Source organism: Nitrincola salilacus (genome assembly GCF_046271865.1).
GTDB classification, from domain to species: Bacteria; Pseudomonadota; Gammaproteobacteria; order Pseudomonadales; family Balneatricaceae; genus Nitrincola; species Nitrincola salilacus.
Genome location: NZ_CP176580.1, coordinates 487027 through 501930, shown reverse-complemented (window position 1 = coordinate 501930; position 14904 = coordinate 487027). Strand labels below are relative to the sequence as shown.

Sequence of the window (14904 nt, the reverse complement as noted above, 5' to 3'; positions counted from 1 at the left end):
AAGCACGTGCCTTTACCTTAGGCTAAGGACCTATGGCCAATGCACATCAGGAAATCAGACAGATGGAGTCACATGACTGGCATGTCAAGGCAGTGTCCGCCCTGCAGCGGTTTTTGCTGGCACTGCTGGTATGGTGGGTATTGAGCGATGACCTCATCGGCAGCGGTTGGATGGGTATCCCGACATCCCTGCTGGTGGTCTGGGCCAGTCTGCAGCTGGCCCCCCCCGGGCGTTACCGGATCAGGCTTCTGGCACTGCCACGCTTCTGCCTCTATTTTATTACCGTATCCATTATCGCCGGACTGGATATTCTGCGGCGCACGCTGACACCCTCCCTTCCACTCAATCCCGGTATGCTGGATCTGCAGATAGACCTGCCTGAAGGCCAACCATCGTGGCTGTTCATGATCACCATCAGCCTGCTGCCGGGAACTCTCAGCGTCAAACGCCAGTCAGACTCTTTGATTCGACTGCACTGTCTGGATACATCAAACAACCCTCAGGCCGATGCCAAAATACTGGAACACCGAATTCAGACGCTCTACGGCCTCAGGACGAGTCTCACATGAATAACCTTTATATACTCTGCATTATCCTGCTGCTGATTACGCTGCTGGTTGGGCTTATCCGGGTCTGGCACGGACCACGCTCTGCCGATCGAATACTTTCAGCACAGCTGTTTGGAACCACGGGCGTCGCTATTCTCTTGCTTCTGGCCGAGCTACAGTCATTGCCAGCCGCACGTGATGCAGCGCTGGTTCTGTCCCTGCTCGCGGCTCTGGCAAGTGTCGCGTTTGTCAGCAGGGTCTGGAGCAATGCTCGCCACCAGCCACAAGAGCCTGAGCATGAGCCTTCTGATTGATCTGCTGCAGGGCTTCCTGCTGCTGGCAGGAGTCGTGATGTTCGGCGCCGGAACACTGGGCCTGCTGCGTTTTCCCGACACCTATTGCCGTATCCACGCTCTGACCAAAGCCGATAATCTGGGGCTGGGGTTGATCATCGCCGGACTGATGCTCAGCGCAGGATCTGTTCTGCTGATGCTTAAACTCTTGCTGATCTGGCTACTGGTGATGCTGGCCAGTGCATTGAGTGGGCATCTGGTCGCCTGGGAGGGTGATGCTCAGGGTATAGAAGCCCAGCGCAGTACAGGTACAAGTGCAGGGAAGGAAAAGTGAGCATGCCCCTACTTCTCGACCTGCTGCTGCTCGGCTCACTCTGGGTTTTTGCGCTGCTGACGCTGACGGCACTGCCCCTGTTTCGTGGTGTGGTTTTTTTCATTCTCCTCGGTTTGATGTTGGCACTGGTGTGGATCAGGTTGGATGCTCCCGATATCGCGCTGGCAGAAGCAGCCATAGGCGCCGGTATCACCGGTGTACTGCTGCTGGATACGCTCGGGCATCTGCACAAACTCGCAGATCAGGAATCCAGCCCGATCAGGCTCAGGTCCAGCCGTTTCTGGGTTGCACTGATCAGTAGCCTCAGTCTGGCAGGCCTGCTGGTCTGGGCTCTGTTGGATACACCCTCTACACCCACCATGCTGGCTGAGCAGGTCATCAAAGCCTTGCCAAACAGTGGTGTCGATCACCCAATCACGGCAGTACTGCTCAACTTCCGCAGCTATGACACCTTGTTGGAAATAGGTGTTCTGGTGGTCGCCATACTGGTCGGGCTGACGCTGGCAGACAAAGATGCCGCTCAGCTGTCACTGCCGACACTCCCCAACCCTCTACTGCAGGCCTGTCTGGCACTGCTGGTCCCCCTGATGTTGATGGTCAGCAGTTATCTGCTCTGGGCCGGATCGAAACAGCCCGGTGGTGCCTTTCAGGCCGGTGCTGTCCTGGCGGCAACCGGTATTCTGCTGCACCTGTCCGGTTTTCGTCTGGCGCTGCGCACCAGCGAGCGGTTGATGCGCGCAGGATTATTGCTCGGTTTCAGTGTATTCCTGCTGGTGGCTGCCAGTGCACTGATTGGTGGCCAGCCACTGCTGACCTACCCCGACGGACTGGCAGGCACGCTGATTCTGCTCATAGAGCTGGCTCTGACCTTCTCGATCGGCCTGATTCTGCTGAGTCTGTTTACTCTGCCTCATTTTGCCTTGCCGGAACAGGAGAGGCAGATATGAGCAGCAGTGCCATGATCTTCAGCCTGGCTGGCATAGGCCTCTGCTCCATCGGTCTGTTTGGCTTTATGCTGCACACACACCTGATTCGCAAACTGCTGGCGTTCAATATCATGGGCAGTGGCGTTTTTCTATTGCTGGTAGGAATGGCGCAGCGCAGCGGCCAGGCTGACCCTGTCCCCCAGGCACTGGTCCTGACCGGTATTGTGGTTGCCGTTTCGGCCACCGCACTTGCTCTTTATCTGATCCGTCGCTGGTTACAGCTCTGTGCATCCACGGAGCTGCCGGAGGACGATTATCGATGATGCAGAATGCACCCATCCCACTGTTGATGATCACACCACTGGCCGCGGCTGTGATCTGCATGCTGCTATCCGAACGCACTCGCTTGCTGATCACGTTTGCCGCCATCGTGATACAACTGATGGCATCGGTTGCATTGCTGTTGCTCTTGCTGCAACAGGGCCCCATCACTCACTCACTGGGAAACTGGGAGGCGCCCCTGGGCATCGCACTGCGTGCCGATGGTCTCGCTGTGCTGTTTGTGTTGATGACGTCGACCATCGCATCGGTCAGTGCCGTGTATGCGGCGCTCTATCTGCCCCCCGGCCCTCTGCGTTCAAATTTCTGGCCGCTGTACTGGTTTATGTGGGCCGCCTTGAACGGTATCTGGCTGGCAGCAGATATTTTCAACCTCTATGTCGGATTGGAGCTGCTGAGTCTGGCCGCTGTCGGGCTGGTTGCCTTTTCAGGGAGCAAAGAGGCTCTGGTGGCGGCGATACGTTATCTGCTGGCTGCGCTGCTCGGTTCACTGGCTTATCTGCTTGGCGTGGCCCTGCTGTATGGCGCTCATGGCACCCTGTCGCTGACTGACCTGTCACAGCAACTGCAACCCGGCATCGCCAGTCTCATCGCCGTAGCAGCCATGGCGATGGGGCTGCTGCTGAAAAGTGCCCTTTTCCCCCTGCACACCTGGCTGCCCCCGGCACATGGCGGTGCACTGACACCTGTCAGCGCACTCTTGTCTGCACTGGTGATCAAGGCATCGCTGTACATTCTACTGCGCCTGTGGATAGAGCTGCGCATCCATGAACTGGCACCGGATGCCTCCCAACTGTTGGGTTGGATGGGCGCACTGGCCATCGCATGGGGAGGATGGATGGCCCTGCGTCAGACACTCCTGAAGCGAGTGGTCGCTTACTCCACCGTCGCTCAGATCGGCTACATCATGCTGATGTTTCCGCTGCTGCGGGCAGATAATACAGAGGCGTCAACTCTGGCCCTGCAGGGTGGCGTCCTGATGCTGCTGGCGCATGCGCTGGCCAAGGCTGGTATGTTTCTGGCAGCCGGCAATCTGATTCTCTGCACCGGACGCCCCGAGCTGAGCGCGCTGGCCGGTACCAGCCAGTATCGCCCACTGAGTATCTTTGGCTTCGGTCTCGCCGGTGTCAGCCTGATGGGCCTGCCGCCCAGCGGAGGCTTCAGTGCCAAATGGTTGCTATTGCAAAGCGCACTGGCGAGCGAGCAATGGTGGTGGATTCCGGTCATGCTGTTCGGTGGACTGCTCTCTGCCGCCTATGTGTTTCGGGTGTTTCACTACTCGTTTCGAGAGGCAGATAATACCGACACCTTCCGCCACCCAGCCCTGGGGCTCGAGCTCTGCGCGCTGGTGTTGTCCGGCGCCAGCATATTGCTGGGCTTTGCCGCCACCTGGCCACTGCAACTGCTGACGCTGCCGGATATTCTGCCACCCGGTGTATCGCCGGAGCTGTTACCGGATCTGCTTGAGGCCACAACCTACGAAACACTGCAAGGCATGTCGGAGCGCTGGCGATGATGATCAATCTGTTGCCACTGATTGTGCTGATGACCTCCTTCCTCGCAGCCATGGTGATATTCATGCTGCCAGAGAAGGAGCATCGCCTGCGCAGCATCGTCAACCTGGGTGCGGCCCTGCTCAAAATAGCCCTGATTCTGTTGCTGATTCAATATGTCGTAGCCGGCTTTCGACCGGAGCTGCGGCTGGAGGTGCTGCCGGGGCTTTCGATGATCCTGCGCGCCGATGCGCTGGCAATGCTGTTTGCCGGACTCTCCTCCATGCTCTGGCTGTTTACCACCCTTTATGCAATTGGTTATCTGGAAGGATCTGCTAATCGCAGCCGCTTCTTTGGATTTTTCAGCCTCTGCGTTGCCAGTACCATGGGGATCTCGCTGGCGGGCAATCTGTTTACGTTTTTTATTTTCTATGAGCTTCTGACTCTCTCCACCTATCCACTGATCGTGCATCGCGGCACGCCGGAGTCACTGCGCGCAGGCCGGATCTATCTGGCTTATACCCTCAGTGGCGGTGCGGTGCTCTTGATCGGCATCGTTTCCATCTATGCGCTCGCCGGTGATATCGAGTTCGGTGATCTGCAGCGGGTGGCCGAGATGGCACCCAATCTGCATCCTCTGCTGCATCTGGTCTTTGCTCTGCTGATTATCGGGCTGGGGGTCAAGGCGGCACTCGTGCCCCTGCATGGCTGGCTACCCATTGCGATGGTTGCTCCAGCGCCGGTCAGCGCGCTGTTACACGCTGTTGCGGTCGTCAAAGCCGGAGCTTTCGGCATAGTACGGGTAGTTTATGACGTGTATGGCATCGACTACTCCTGGCAACAGGGGCTGCTGACCCCGCTGGCCATCATCGCCTCAATCACCATTATTTATGGATCACTGCGAGCGCTGCAGCAGTCGGATATCAAGCGGCGACTGGCCTACTCGACCGTCAGCCAGGTCTCCTACATCATCCTCGGGATCACCCTGTTCGGCCCACTCGGCACCATTGGCGGGCTGGTGCACCTGTTGCATCAGGGGCTGATGAAGGTCACGCTGTTTTTCTGTGCCGGTAACTATGCCGAAACTCTGGGTATCCACAAAATCCAGGAGCTGGATGGTGTCGGCACGCGTATGCCACTGACCAGTGCCGCCTTCACGGTAGGCGCCTTCGGCATGATCGGCCTGCCTCCGGTGGCGGGCTTTATCAGCAAATGGTATCTCGGTAGTGGTGCACTGCTGGCAGGCATGGACTGGGTTGTGACGGTACTGGTGGCCAGCAGTCTGCTGAATGCGGCCTACTTCCTGCCCCTGCTCTATCGCATCTGGTTCAAGCCTCTGCCGGCCAGTTGGCCCAACGAGATGATCACCCGCTATCGTGATACCGCTCCGCTGTTACTGTATCCAGCTTTGGCCACCGCGCTGCTGAGCATTGCAGCCGGGCTCTTTGCCGGGCTGCAGGTCAGCCCGCTGGGCTGGGCAGAACTGATCACCACCCGGGAGTATCTGCCATGAGCCATAACCTGATACTGATCCCCCTGACGCCACTCCTGTTATGTCTGATCTGGTGTATCCCCCGATGGCGTGAAACTGCCTGCAGACTGACACCCTTGGCCGTGCTGCCAGCACTGCTTATCGGCCTGAGCGGCGCAGCGATGCATATCGAACTGCCCTGGCTGCTTCTAGGCAGCGACTGGCTGGTGGATGACCTTCGCCGTGTGTTTTTGATTCTTACTGCTCTGTTGTGGGGAAGCTGCTCCATTTATGCACGTGGCTACATGGCAGGCGATGCGCGCGAGAAGAGTTTTCACCTTCTGTGGCTGCTGACACTCTGCGGTAATCTCGGGCTGATCATCTCCGCCGACGTCGTCAGTTTCTACCTCTTCTTCGCGCTGATGACCTTTGCTGGTTATGGCCTGGTGATCCACACCCGTTCGGTGGAAGCCCTGCGGGCAGGTCGTATCTACCTGATCATGGCCGTAGCAGGCGAAGCCCTGATTCTGGCCGGATTGCTACTCAGTGCGGCACAGCTGCTGACACCCGGCTCACTGCTGTTGGAGGAGTTTGCCCGAGCCAATGCCACCTCAACCTATCAAAACCTGATCATCGTCTGCCTGTTTGCAGGCTTTGGCGTCAAAGCCGGCCTGCCACTGCTGCACATGTGGTTACCTCTGGCGCACCCGGTCGCTCCGATACCCGCCAGCGCCGTGCTCAGCGGCGCCATGGTCAAGGCAGGGCTACTCGGCTGGATCTTCCTGCTGCCAACAGGAATGGTCAACCTGCCCTACTGGGGCGTAAGCATCTGCCTGATCGGTCTGCTCGCCGCCTTTGCTGCTGCGCTGATCGGCGTACAGCAACAGAAAACGAAAACAGTACTGGCTTACTCCAGCATCAGCCAGATGGGGCTGCTCACCACCGCTCTCGGAGCTGCCTTCATCCAGCGCGAGATCTGGGCGGATCTGTTGCCAGTGATAGCGCTGTTCGCGATGCATCATGCACTCACCAAGGGCGTGCTGTTTCTGGGGGTCGGTATCACTCAATATCGCACCAGACTGCCGATGCTGATACTGGCAACCGCCATCTGCCTACCTGCCCTGTCACTGGTCGGCCTGCTCAGCAGCGGCAGCCATGCAAAATTATCATTGAAAGCAGCACTCTACGATGACCTGTTGCCTGACTGGTTGTTACCGGCCATCACGCTCAGCGCAATTGCCACAACTCTCCTGATGCTGCGCTATCTCTGGCTGCTATCACAGAATGTCTCCGACAACAGCAACTCTGAGAAATCGCCACTGCCGAACAGCATGTTATTGGGCTGGCTTTTCACGCTGGCGGCCAGTCTGACTGCTGTTTACTGGATGCCGCTGGCCACAGAACCAGTCTATCCCACAGGTAATCCAGGCGGATGGCTGGGTATGCTCTGGCCGGTTCTGGCCGCTGCACTTCTGGCTGAAATTGCGCGCCGGCACTGGAAAACTCTGCCAGTGCCGCCCGGTGATCTGATACTGCCAATTGAAACTCTGCTGCGACAGATACCGATTATTTTCCGTAAATTCCAGCGTTCCACCACAGCGCTGCACGAGCCTGTCGCGGAGCATTGGGCTGACTATGGTGACCGCGTGGCACGCTATCTGGAACATCAGTTCGAGAATCGAAGCCTTATTGCCACCTACTTTTGCCTGCTGACACTGCTGTTGAGTCTGTTATTGCTGGGTGCTTATTTTGTTTGAGTACTGGTGGGATCTATTTCAAGATCATCCCTATAGAGATATAAGCACAAGCTCCATAGCTTTTTACCGTTCAGTAATTTGATTTTTATAGGAACAAACTTCATTAATCGGGATAAAGCCACATATAGAAAAGTGCAAATATTAAACCAATACCACCAAAAAAATAGAAGCTCCGAGCTATAAAACGGTCAACTGGCTTGATATAAGGTATAACGAGTGTTGTACGCAACAAACTAAATGAACGCATGGCAACTCCTGCAGCTTGTTCAACCTGCACCATCTTTTCGATGGATTTACTTGAGGCGGCAAAAATATTCAAATAACCAAAAATATTTAACCAATGTAATGGGGGTGGTTCAATTCCATCACGTTTCATGGCGCGATTGACACGTAAAACTGAGTAAAAAAAGAATGCCAGCTGAAATAGGAAGCTCAACAACCCAGGAATTCCAGCTGTAAATAAGAAAAATTCCTCTGATAAATAATTACGCAAAAAATGAGAAATATTCGGAAAAAGATCATACATAAAAATTGAACCACTTAATGTTTTCAAATAATCTCATAACAAAATGACTAAAAAATTCCGTCATATAACCTACTGCCAATACTTTCACCTAATGACCCACCTACCTTGGCTCCGATATAGCCTGCGCCCGCTACAATAACCACAATACAGCCTATAAGCGCCCAAGCTATTGGCCCCCCAATCGCTGCCAAGGCGGCCATTTTCCCCAGACCACCGAAAGCTGCAAGCGTTACACCAGTTGCAGCACCACCTAACCCAGCACCTCCACCAAACCCACCAATTTGCTTTACACTTTCACGATGCCAGTTTCCATCAGCATTACTCACACTTCTTACCTTGCCAGCTCTGATTGAAGCATCAGCGGCTAAGGATAAGGGCGTAGCGACTTTTGACATAAACTGCGAGAATTTTTTCAACCTGTGGGCCTGGAACAGGTCGGCAACGAAAATACGTGTGTCGGCGTGAAGGCGGCCACGATTACGGCTGGCCAGAGTGATACCACGGTGAGCATTATTGATGGCGCTCCCACGGTTTTTAGTGCGCATAATAACTGGGGAGAGCTGAGTCATTGCACTTCTGTGTTCGCTGATAAGCACATCGTAGGCTTGAATAGCATTGCGCCGTGCAATAGCGTCCCTGGCTCCGGCTCCCGGCATACCGGCCGCGGAAGTTTTTTGCACAGCAATGAGTGCGTTTTCATAGTTCACCAAGGCTTTATGAAATTTTGAGAGGTTTTCATATTTGGCCTTGAAGGCAGAACCTGATGTACCTATCAGGCTGAGAACCACGGATAGTTCATCTTCAGTCAGGTATTTTTCCCAGAATTCAGCTTCTCGGTGTAACTCTTCACCCTCAGCTCCCGCCGCCTCCATCAGCCATCTACGCTCATGAATAGCCTGTTGATTACAGGTACGAATAATCGACTGTGAAAAGGTTTCAGCTAAATCCAGCGTGAAGGCTTGTGCTTCATAAACGCGTCCATCTGAACCTATGCTATTTACTCGGCAGAACTCGGCGGTGAGTGCCTCATCAGCGTCAATCAGATCAGAAACGTGGCAGGCGTGGGAATTGAAATAGACGGTTGTCATCGCTATATCCTTATAGTAAATAATCCTTCAGGGCAGTCCGGCCCCGTTTTGCGCAAGAGGTTACTGCCTTTTGTTGCTCGGATCAATGGTAATCGCCATTTCCCCGGATCCTCTGCAGTGGCTGAACAACCGGTTCAAGACCAGACAGGTTAGTTTTGAGTGATCCACTTCTTCGCTTTCGCCACAGAAATCACTTTACTAGAACTTACTAACATATATACTAATTATTAAGCAGACTAGTAATTGATAGTAATTTTTTAACCATCAAGGCGGACAATGGCAGCCTCACCTCACGCAAACTGGCATTACCCACGCACAGATCTGGCTGAAAAGATTTTAAAAAGCTTCAAGGCTGGACTGGCCGAACGCTTCACGATCTTTGCGCCAAGAAAGCGAGGCAAGACAGAGTTCGTCCAGCGCGACGTTGCTCCCATGGCTAGAGAACAGGGCATTCTGGTCGTTTACGTCGATTTCTGGCGTGACAGATCGTCTCCCTCCATGGCTTTTGCAACCGCTGTCATGGCAGCCCGGCGTGAACAAGAGAGCTGGTTTACCAATCTGGTCAGTGGCTCCAACCTCAAAGCGAGTCTTAAGTTGTTTGGTGGTGACCTCTCGTTGGAAGTTTCTCCACAGAAAAAACACGCGGAGAAAAAAGTGGTGGAAGCCGCCTTTGAAGAACTGGAGGCCACCAGCAAACCCATTTTACTGTTGCTCGATGAAGTGCAGCATCTCGCTACCGATCCCGAGTTCAGCGACTTCACCGCCGCCCTGCGTAGCTTTATGACCGCCCGCTCCGATGAAAAGATCAAAGGCATCTTTACCGGCTCCAGTCAGGAAGGGCTTGCCCAGTTATTCAAAAGGACCAAGGCCCCCTTCTACAACGCCAGCTCTACTCTGGATTTCCCCGATCTGGGTGAGGCGTTTGTGATCTTTGAGCTGGATGTGTTCAAGCGTGTCACTGGCGGAGCCTACCTCAATAAAGAGCGAGCCACTGACATCTTCGAGTCCATGGCCAGATCACCAGGACGCTTTACAGACCTCCTCAAACGGATGGCACTGGAAGAGGTTCACGATATTGACGAGGGGATCGCTCGCTTTTCTGATGCACTGATTGAAGAAGAATATCAGCAGTTCAGAACCCTGTGGGACGACATGCACTTCATGGATAAAGCTCTGCTTACCATGATTTCACGCGGTGAGCACAAAGGGCTCTACAGCGAGGACTACAAAGCCCAGTTGAAGACAATCTACCCGGAATTCGATACAACCAAGAAGTCGAGTATTCAAAACGCCGTTAACCGGCTGAAAAGCAATACTCTCAATGCGATTTACAGTAGCGAACATGGCGTATGGCGTTTTACCGACCCGGCCTTTGAGCACTTTGTCCGAACCCTGGATAACACATCGGACGACACAGAATAAGCAACCCACCGTGCTCGCGATAGTATGAAGAAGATTGTTCGTGAGCGTTATGGCTACAAACCTCCTGCCCGCATCCACATGCCAAGAGTGAGCTTTTAGTGATCGCCATTTCCCCTGCCCCTCTGCAGCGTCTGGAGCAAGCGCTCAACACCCTCACTCATATAAGGTTCCGACAGCGCGCTGAACCCGAGCAACAAGCCCTGCTGTGGCTCACCAGTGAAGTAGTGGCTGGACAACCGGTTCAATGTCAGCCCCAGCTCTGCTGCTCCCCTGGCTAACTGATCATCGGTCAGATCTGACTCGGGTTTCAGGAGTGCCACCAGATGCATCCCGGTATGCGTTGAGGTAATCTGAAACTCATCCGACAGTTCTGTGTGCAAAAGCTGCAGCAGATGGTCTCGGCGCTGTTGATAGATGCGGCGCATCTTGCGCAGATGGGTGGCGAAATAGCCGTGTGTCAGAAAGGTCGAGAGCGCCGGTTGCAGCGGCAGTGATGCCATGCTGCCCAGCGCTTGCTGACTGTTCAACAACGGTAAAACCAGTTGATCCGGCGCGACGATATAGCCGATACGCAGCGAGCGAAACAGTATTTTGGAAAAACTGCCCACCAGCAGTGTGTGTTGCTGCGTATCGGCATTCATCAAGGGTGCCTGCGCCCGCCCCTGATAGATAAATTCGCTGTCGTAATCATCCTCGATCAACCAGAAGGGATGGCCAGATTGATTGCTCTGGCTGCACAGATCCAGCCACTCCTGACGCCTGCGTGCACTCATCGCCACACCCAGTGGATATTGTCGTGACGGTGTCAGGATCGCCGCCAGTTGACCAGACATCTCCGACGGACAGACCGCCCCCTCGGCATCGATAGCCAGAGCATCCAGGTTGACCCCCATACTGCTGACACTTTCTGCGAGTGCCGGGTAGCAGGGATTTTCCAGCCAGACGGAGGGCGATGAGACGCCACTGATACGCTTCAGCGCACTCAGCAACAAACTGATCGCATCTCGGTTACCTGCTGTGATAATCACCTGATCGGGCGTCACACTGAGTCCTCGCATCGCATGCAGGTAACCAGCTACAGCCTGCCGCAAGGCAGGAAGGCCTGACTTCATCGTCCCCTCGAGCAGCTCTCTTGGCGGCTCGCGCCAGCTCTGTTGCAGGCAGCGTCGCCAGATTTGATGTGGAAACAGGCTCACATCGGCTCCTGAGTCGAAGCGCAGTCTGTCACCCAGAGTGGATGGCTGTATCTCTGCGAGGTCAGATACTCTCTGCTCTGGCATCAGAGAAGGCATCAATGACGGCAAGCGATGAGCAATAAACACTCCTTTTTTCGGCACCCCCAGCAGATAACCCTCAGATGTCAGCAAGTCATAACTATTGCTGCTGGTAGTTCGCGAAATACCCAGATCCTGTGCCAGTTGCCGGGATGAGGGCAAGCGATCTCCGGGGCTGAGTCGCCCCTGTTCTATCAGCGTTCTGATCTGCCTGGCAATCTGCAGGTACACCGGAAGATGATCGCTGGCATCAAGGCTGATCGTCACACTGGAAAACGAGGTACTGCTCATCACATCTGGCCTTATCAAAATTGATCAATCTGGCTATCAATCAAATAGCCAGATGCCGATATGATAACCCAATCACCACTTGATACCAGATAAAAGCTGAGGAAAGAAAATGTCGCAATCTATCGCTGTCACGCAGCGGACCAAGGTCAAGAGAAGCCCGAAGCGGGCTGTTTATGATCGGGATACCCTCTATGCTATCATTGATGAAGCGCTGATGTGCCATGTCGCACAACTGATGGGCGAACAGCCATTTGTCACGCCGACTTGCCACTGGCGCGATGGCGATTACTTTTACTGGCATGGGCATGCGGCCGCACGCAATATCCAGGGAGCGTTGCAGACTCAGGTCTGTATCAATATCAGTTTGCTGGATGGGTTGGTGCTGGCGCGCTCGGCCTTTCACCATTCGGTCAACTATCGTTCGGTGACGCTCTTTGGTGTACCGGAACTGATCGAAGATGAGGCTGAAAAAATGCGCCATCTGGAGATTTTCATGGAGAAGGTGGCGCCGGGTCGCTGGCCACTGTTGCGCCCGGTGCTGGACAAAGAGCTCAAGGCCACCGGCATACTCAGAATTCCACTGAATGAGGCTTCAGCCAAAGTCAGGGCCGCCCCGCCCGTGGATGACGAGGAGGATTACAACTGGCCGGTCTGGGCAGGTGTACTGCCCATCACCCGCCAGATGGGTGAACCGGAACCGGACCCGAGGCTGCAGAATCAGGATTGGCCCCTTCGCCAATCCTGACAGCACAGCCCAAACAACTCATCTACCAATATCTGACCTTGCCTGTGTCAACATGCACAAAGCCGGACTCGGTGTAGAGCCCTACCCCTCCGGCTTTCATGGCAACTGCCGACTGATGCAGATCCATCAGATCACGCCCCGGCAGTCGCACATCAATCGCCTTACCCTCCATATGCATGCTACGCTGGGCAACACCAGAGTTGGCGCTTCGGGAGCGGAGCATTTCATTGGTTTTGGGTGAACGGTAGGCGGAGATGATTTCGAAAGGTGCCCTGCTATCCAGGCTGGTCCGCAGGGTATACAGCAGATCCAGTAGAGTTGGATCGACCGGATGCATGTCACCCGTTCGGAAATCGCGCAGAAAACGATTGATCTCCGTCAGACTGGACGGAATATAGCGTCCATCCGCCCAATAGGTGGTGGAAATCGTTTCGCCGGTATGCAGATGATGCAGCGCCACTTCCCTTTCTGCTGCTTTACGTGTCTGACGGGTTGCCGCCAGTGCCGGCATCGCCAGCCCCGCCGCTGCCAGAACACAGCCCTTGATAAACAGTCGTCTGTTCAGACGACGTGATAAATCCTGAGACCCTGACGCCTCAAGACGATCGCACTCAGCACACATGCCTAACCCCCTTCACTTCAATATCAGGCAAACGTTGCCGCATTTTTGCGTATAACTGGGCAAATATTAACCAAAAATGAGTGATTTATCCAGAGGTGGATAATTGCTGGGGATAAAAGCCACGTCTACTGCGCCGCAACCTGTGGATAAATAAGGTTAAAATCGCGGTCCAGACGGCTGATAAGCGGTTCATTGGTGCCATAGATATCCGGCCTGATCTGCAATATACCTGCTTCATCCACCCAAACGGGTAGATAGGCCAGATACACCGGCAGTGATTCTGGCAGTGCAACTCGTCGGGTTCCCGGGCGAGCCAACTCCTCTGTAATCGACACGCTGGAACCAGCAGCGTTGAACAGACGTTGCGAAAGCTCCTCTATACCCTCGACACGAATGCAGCCGGAGCTGAAAGCACGCAACGGAAAGCCAAACAGGTTACGCGCCGGTGTATCGTGCAGGTAGATACTGTAGGGGTTATCCATGCCAAAGCGGATCTGACCAAGACTGTTGTGAGGTCCGGGTGACTGGCGAAGTCGAAACGGGAAGTTATTGCGGCCATACTGTGTCCAGTCAATCTCATAAGGGTCCTGCGCCACCCACTGACCCTCTTCGTATAACGCGACGCTGATCTGCTTACTGGCGAGGAAGTCCGGGTCTGCACGTTGATCCGGCAGCATATCTTCAACGGCCAGACGACGCGGTACCGTCCAGTTGGGATGAATGATCAGATAAGTCAGATCCGAAATAAATGAAGGTGTGGCACGACGCTTCTGACCACTGATCACCTTCTGGTGCAGACTAACCTCTCCCCCCTCGTACAGCTCCAGCTCATATCCTGCGATATTAACCAGAATATAACGTTCTCCCATGGATCTTGGCAGCCATCGCCAGCGCTCAAGCGATGCACGAATCTCACTGGCTGTCTGGGCTGGTGAGCGATTCAGCATCGCCCGGGTATCTCTGCCGATAACACCATCCGCCTTCAGCCCATGCCGTTGTTGAAAGTGGCGCACTGCAGTTGCCAGCTCAGCATCAAACAACGGATTTTCCAGCGCCGCCAGACTGTTCAGATCTGAGATCAGATCTCCCTCACTCAGCAACCGGGTACGAATTTGCGGAATCACTTCATGAAGCTCACCCTCTCGCAGCGTTGGAAACTCAGGCAAAGACTGCCAGTTACCCGCCAGAGACAGCGCTCGATAGCGACGGTACGCATCCTGCAGACGTTGATAGTGAGGATGCTTCGGCGCCAGAATATTCAGTAATAATCTGGGCGAATCACCGCGCAACAGCGCTGAGATAAGGAGGTCGGTTGACAGGTCCGGCCGTTCCATCAACCAGTGACGGTCAAAATCCCGCGGGTTGAGCTGACCACGCCCGAGATCTTCAGCCAGACGTACAAACAGATCTGTCAGATACAGCTCAGCCAGAGCAGGCTGATCCTGATAGGTGGAGAGGGTCTGGTGAGGTGAGGTATAGCGTGCTGAATAGAGGCCATGATCCGCAGCAGCCATAAAAGCCTCCTGCAGCTCGTCGATGCGAGCCGATAATGGCCAGCCTTGCTGATCAAACCAGAGAGGCGTGAAGTCTGGTTGCTGGTAATAGGATTGCAGATGCTGCAGATCAGCCTGATGCACCTGCCGTATCTCATTCAGCAGCTCACCCTGAGCTGCCGTACAGACGAGCCACACCAGACCCATTACTACCCATCTGGACAAACCACGATCCCGATTCATCCTGAACTCCGCTGTTGATCCAGTCATTAGATGATGCTC

General features: G+C 54.6%; 15 protein-coding genes. 10 read left to right on the top strand and 5 right to left on the bottom strand.

Going from position 1 to position 14904, the window contains the following annotated elements:
* The first annotated feature begins 62 nt into the window (after positions 1–62).
* The 8 genes from ACK3CJ_RS02325 to ACK3CJ_RS02290 are packed head-to-tail and all read left to right on the top strand — an operon-like array spanning position 63 to position 7161.
* Complete coding sequence (locus tag ACK3CJ_RS02325; protein WP_409524794.1) at positions 63–569, top strand: Na+/H+ antiporter subunit E; 507 nt, start codon at positions 63–65, stop codon at positions 567–569.
* Entirely contained in the window at positions 566–862 is a 297-nt protein-coding gene (locus tag ACK3CJ_RS02320) for a monovalent cation/H+ antiporter complex subunit F (RefSeq protein ID WP_409524793.1), read from the top strand. The genes ACK3CJ_RS02325 and ACK3CJ_RS02320 overlap by 4 nt, the downstream gene beginning before the upstream one ends.
* Positions 846–1175: a cation:proton antiporter gene (locus tag ACK3CJ_RS02315; RefSeq protein ID WP_409524792.1), complete on the top strand. Its 330-nt coding sequence runs from the start codon at positions 846–848 to the stop codon at positions 1173–1175. Before ACK3CJ_RS02320 ends, ACK3CJ_RS02315 begins: the two co-directional genes overlap by 17 nt.
* A 2-nt stretch (positions 1176–1177) precedes the next feature.
* Positions 1178–2122 carry a hydrogenase subunit MbhD domain-containing protein gene (locus ACK3CJ_RS02310; protein WP_409524791.1) on the top strand — a complete coding sequence of 315 codons (945 nt, stop codon included), beginning with the start codon at positions 1178–1180 and terminating at the stop codon, positions 2120–2122.
* Positions 2119–2424: a cation:proton antiporter subunit C gene (locus tag ACK3CJ_RS02305; RefSeq protein WP_409524790.1), complete on the top strand. Its 306-nt coding sequence runs from the start codon at positions 2119–2121 to the stop codon at positions 2422–2424. The genes ACK3CJ_RS02310 and ACK3CJ_RS02305 overlap by 4 nt, the downstream gene beginning before the upstream one ends.
* Entirely contained in the window at positions 2421–3956 is a 1536-nt protein-coding gene (locus ACK3CJ_RS02300; RefSeq protein ID WP_409524789.1) for a complex I subunit 5 family protein, read from the top strand. Before ACK3CJ_RS02305 ends, ACK3CJ_RS02300 begins: the two co-directional genes overlap by 4 nt.
* Positions 3953–5446, top strand: coding sequence for a monovalent cation/H+ antiporter subunit D family protein (locus ACK3CJ_RS02295; RefSeq protein ID WP_409524788.1), 1494 nt, complete (start codon positions 3953–3955; stop codon positions 5444–5446). The genes ACK3CJ_RS02300 and ACK3CJ_RS02295 overlap by 4 nt, the downstream gene beginning before the upstream one ends.
* A complete protein-coding gene (locus ACK3CJ_RS02290; protein ID WP_409524786.1) occupies positions 5443–7161 on the top strand; it encodes a complex I subunit 5 family protein in 1719 nt (572 codons plus the stop codon). The genes ACK3CJ_RS02295 and ACK3CJ_RS02290 overlap by 4 nt, the downstream gene beginning before the upstream one ends.
* A gap of 103 nt (positions 7162–7264) precedes the next feature.
* Here the strand turns inward: ACK3CJ_RS02290 and ACK3CJ_RS02285 are convergent, their stop codons facing one another.
* Both ACK3CJ_RS02285 and ACK3CJ_RS02280 read right to left on the bottom strand, forming a co-directional pair.
* Entirely contained in the window at positions 7265–7714 is a 450-nt protein-coding gene (locus tag ACK3CJ_RS02285) for a hypothetical protein (RefSeq protein ID WP_409524785.1), read from the bottom strand.
* Positions 7715–7734: 20 nt separating this feature from the next.
* Positions 7735–8775 (bottom strand): hypothetical protein, encoded by a 1041-nt coding sequence (locus ACK3CJ_RS02280; RefSeq protein WP_409524784.1) that lies wholly within the window; start codon positions 8773–8775, stop codon positions 7735–7737.
* Positions 8776–9051: 276 nt separating this feature from the next.
* On the opposite strand from ACK3CJ_RS02280, the gene ACK3CJ_RS02275 reads away from it, so the two are divergent.
* The gene (locus ACK3CJ_RS02275) at positions 9052–10197 is read left to right on the top strand and encodes a hypothetical protein (protein WP_409524783.1); all 1146 of its coding nucleotides are present in this window, start codon (positions 9052–9054) and stop codon (positions 10195–10197) included.
* Positions 10198–10292: 95 nt separating this feature from the next.
* Here ACK3CJ_RS02275 and ACK3CJ_RS02270 read toward each other — a convergent pair whose 3' ends face one another.
* On the bottom strand, positions 10293–11762 hold the full coding sequence (locus tag ACK3CJ_RS02270) for a PLP-dependent aminotransferase family protein (RefSeq protein WP_409524782.1): 1470 nt from the start codon (positions 11760–11762) through the stop codon (positions 10293–10295).
* Positions 11763–11871: 109 nt separating this feature from the next.
* Here ACK3CJ_RS02270 and ACK3CJ_RS02265 point away from each other — a divergent pair, with 109 nt between their 5' ends.
* Positions 11872–12507, top strand: coding sequence for a pyridoxamine 5'-phosphate oxidase family protein (locus tag ACK3CJ_RS02265; protein ID WP_409524781.1), 636 nt, complete (start codon positions 11872–11874; stop codon positions 12505–12507).
* Positions 12508–12529: 22 nt separating this feature from the next.
* Here ACK3CJ_RS02265 and ACK3CJ_RS02260 read toward each other — a convergent pair whose 3' ends face one another.
* Both ACK3CJ_RS02260 and ACK3CJ_RS02255 read right to left on the bottom strand, forming a co-directional pair.
* The gene (locus ACK3CJ_RS02260) at positions 12530–13129 is read right to left on the bottom strand and encodes a DUF882 domain-containing protein (RefSeq protein ID WP_409524780.1); all 600 of its coding nucleotides are present in this window, start codon (positions 13127–13129) and stop codon (positions 12530–12532) included.
* 125 nt (positions 13130–13254) lie between these two features.
* The gene (locus tag ACK3CJ_RS02255; RefSeq protein ID WP_409524779.1) at positions 13255–14865 is read right to left on the bottom strand and encodes a L,D-transpeptidase family protein; all 1611 of its coding nucleotides are present in this window, start codon (positions 14863–14865) and stop codon (positions 13255–13257) included.
* Positions 14866–14904 lie beyond the last annotated feature (39 nt).

Excerpts from the sequence above, each read along its gene's own strand:
- ACK3CJ_RS02255 (WP_409524779.1), bottom strand. The coding sequence starts at position 14,865 with ATGAATCGGGATCGTGGTTTGTCCAGATGGGTAGTAATGGGTCTGGTG.
- ACK3CJ_RS02325 (WP_409524794.1), top strand. The coding sequence starts at position 63 with ATGGAGTCACATGACTGGCATGTCAAGGCAGTGTCCGCCCTGCAGCGG.
- ACK3CJ_RS02260 (WP_409524780.1), bottom strand. The coding sequence starts at position 13,129 with ATGTGTGCTGAGTGCGATCGTCTTGAGGCGTCAGGGTCTCAGGATTTA.
- ACK3CJ_RS02300 (WP_409524789.1), top strand. The coding sequence starts at position 2,421 with ATGATGCAGAATGCACCCATCCCACTGTTGATGATCACACCACTGGCC.
- ACK3CJ_RS02270 (WP_409524782.1), bottom strand. The coding sequence starts at position 11,762 with ATGAGCAGTACCTCGTTTTCCAGTGTGACGATCAGCCTTGATGCCAGC.
- ACK3CJ_RS02310 (WP_409524791.1), top strand. The coding sequence starts at position 1,178 with ATGCCCCTACTTCTCGACCTGCTGCTGCTCGGCTCACTCTGGGTTTTT.
- ACK3CJ_RS02265 (WP_409524781.1), top strand. The coding sequence starts at position 11,872 with ATGTCGCAATCTATCGCTGTCACGCAGCGGACCAAGGTCAAGAGAAGC.
- ACK3CJ_RS02275 (WP_409524783.1), top strand. The coding sequence starts at position 9,052 with ATGGCAGCCTCACCTCACGCAAACTGGCATTACCCACGCACAGATCTG.
- ACK3CJ_RS02295 (WP_409524788.1), top strand. The coding sequence starts at position 3,953 with ATGATGATCAATCTGTTGCCACTGATTGTGCTGATGACCTCCTTCCTC.
- ACK3CJ_RS02320 (WP_409524793.1), top strand. The coding sequence starts at position 566 with ATGAATAACCTTTATATACTCTGCATTATCCTGCTGCTGATTACGCTG.
- ACK3CJ_RS02290 (WP_409524786.1), top strand. The coding sequence starts at position 5,443 with ATGAGCCATAACCTGATACTGATCCCCCTGACGCCACTCCTGTTATGT.
- ACK3CJ_RS02280 (WP_409524784.1), bottom strand. The coding sequence starts at position 8,775 with ATGACAACCGTCTATTTCAATTCCCACGCCTGCCACGTTTCTGATCTG.
- ACK3CJ_RS02315 (WP_409524792.1), top strand. The coding sequence starts at position 846 with ATGAGCCTTCTGATTGATCTGCTGCAGGGCTTCCTGCTGCTGGCAGGA.
- ACK3CJ_RS02305 (WP_409524790.1), top strand. The coding sequence starts at position 2,119 with ATGAGCAGCAGTGCCATGATCTTCAGCCTGGCTGGCATAGGCCTCTGC.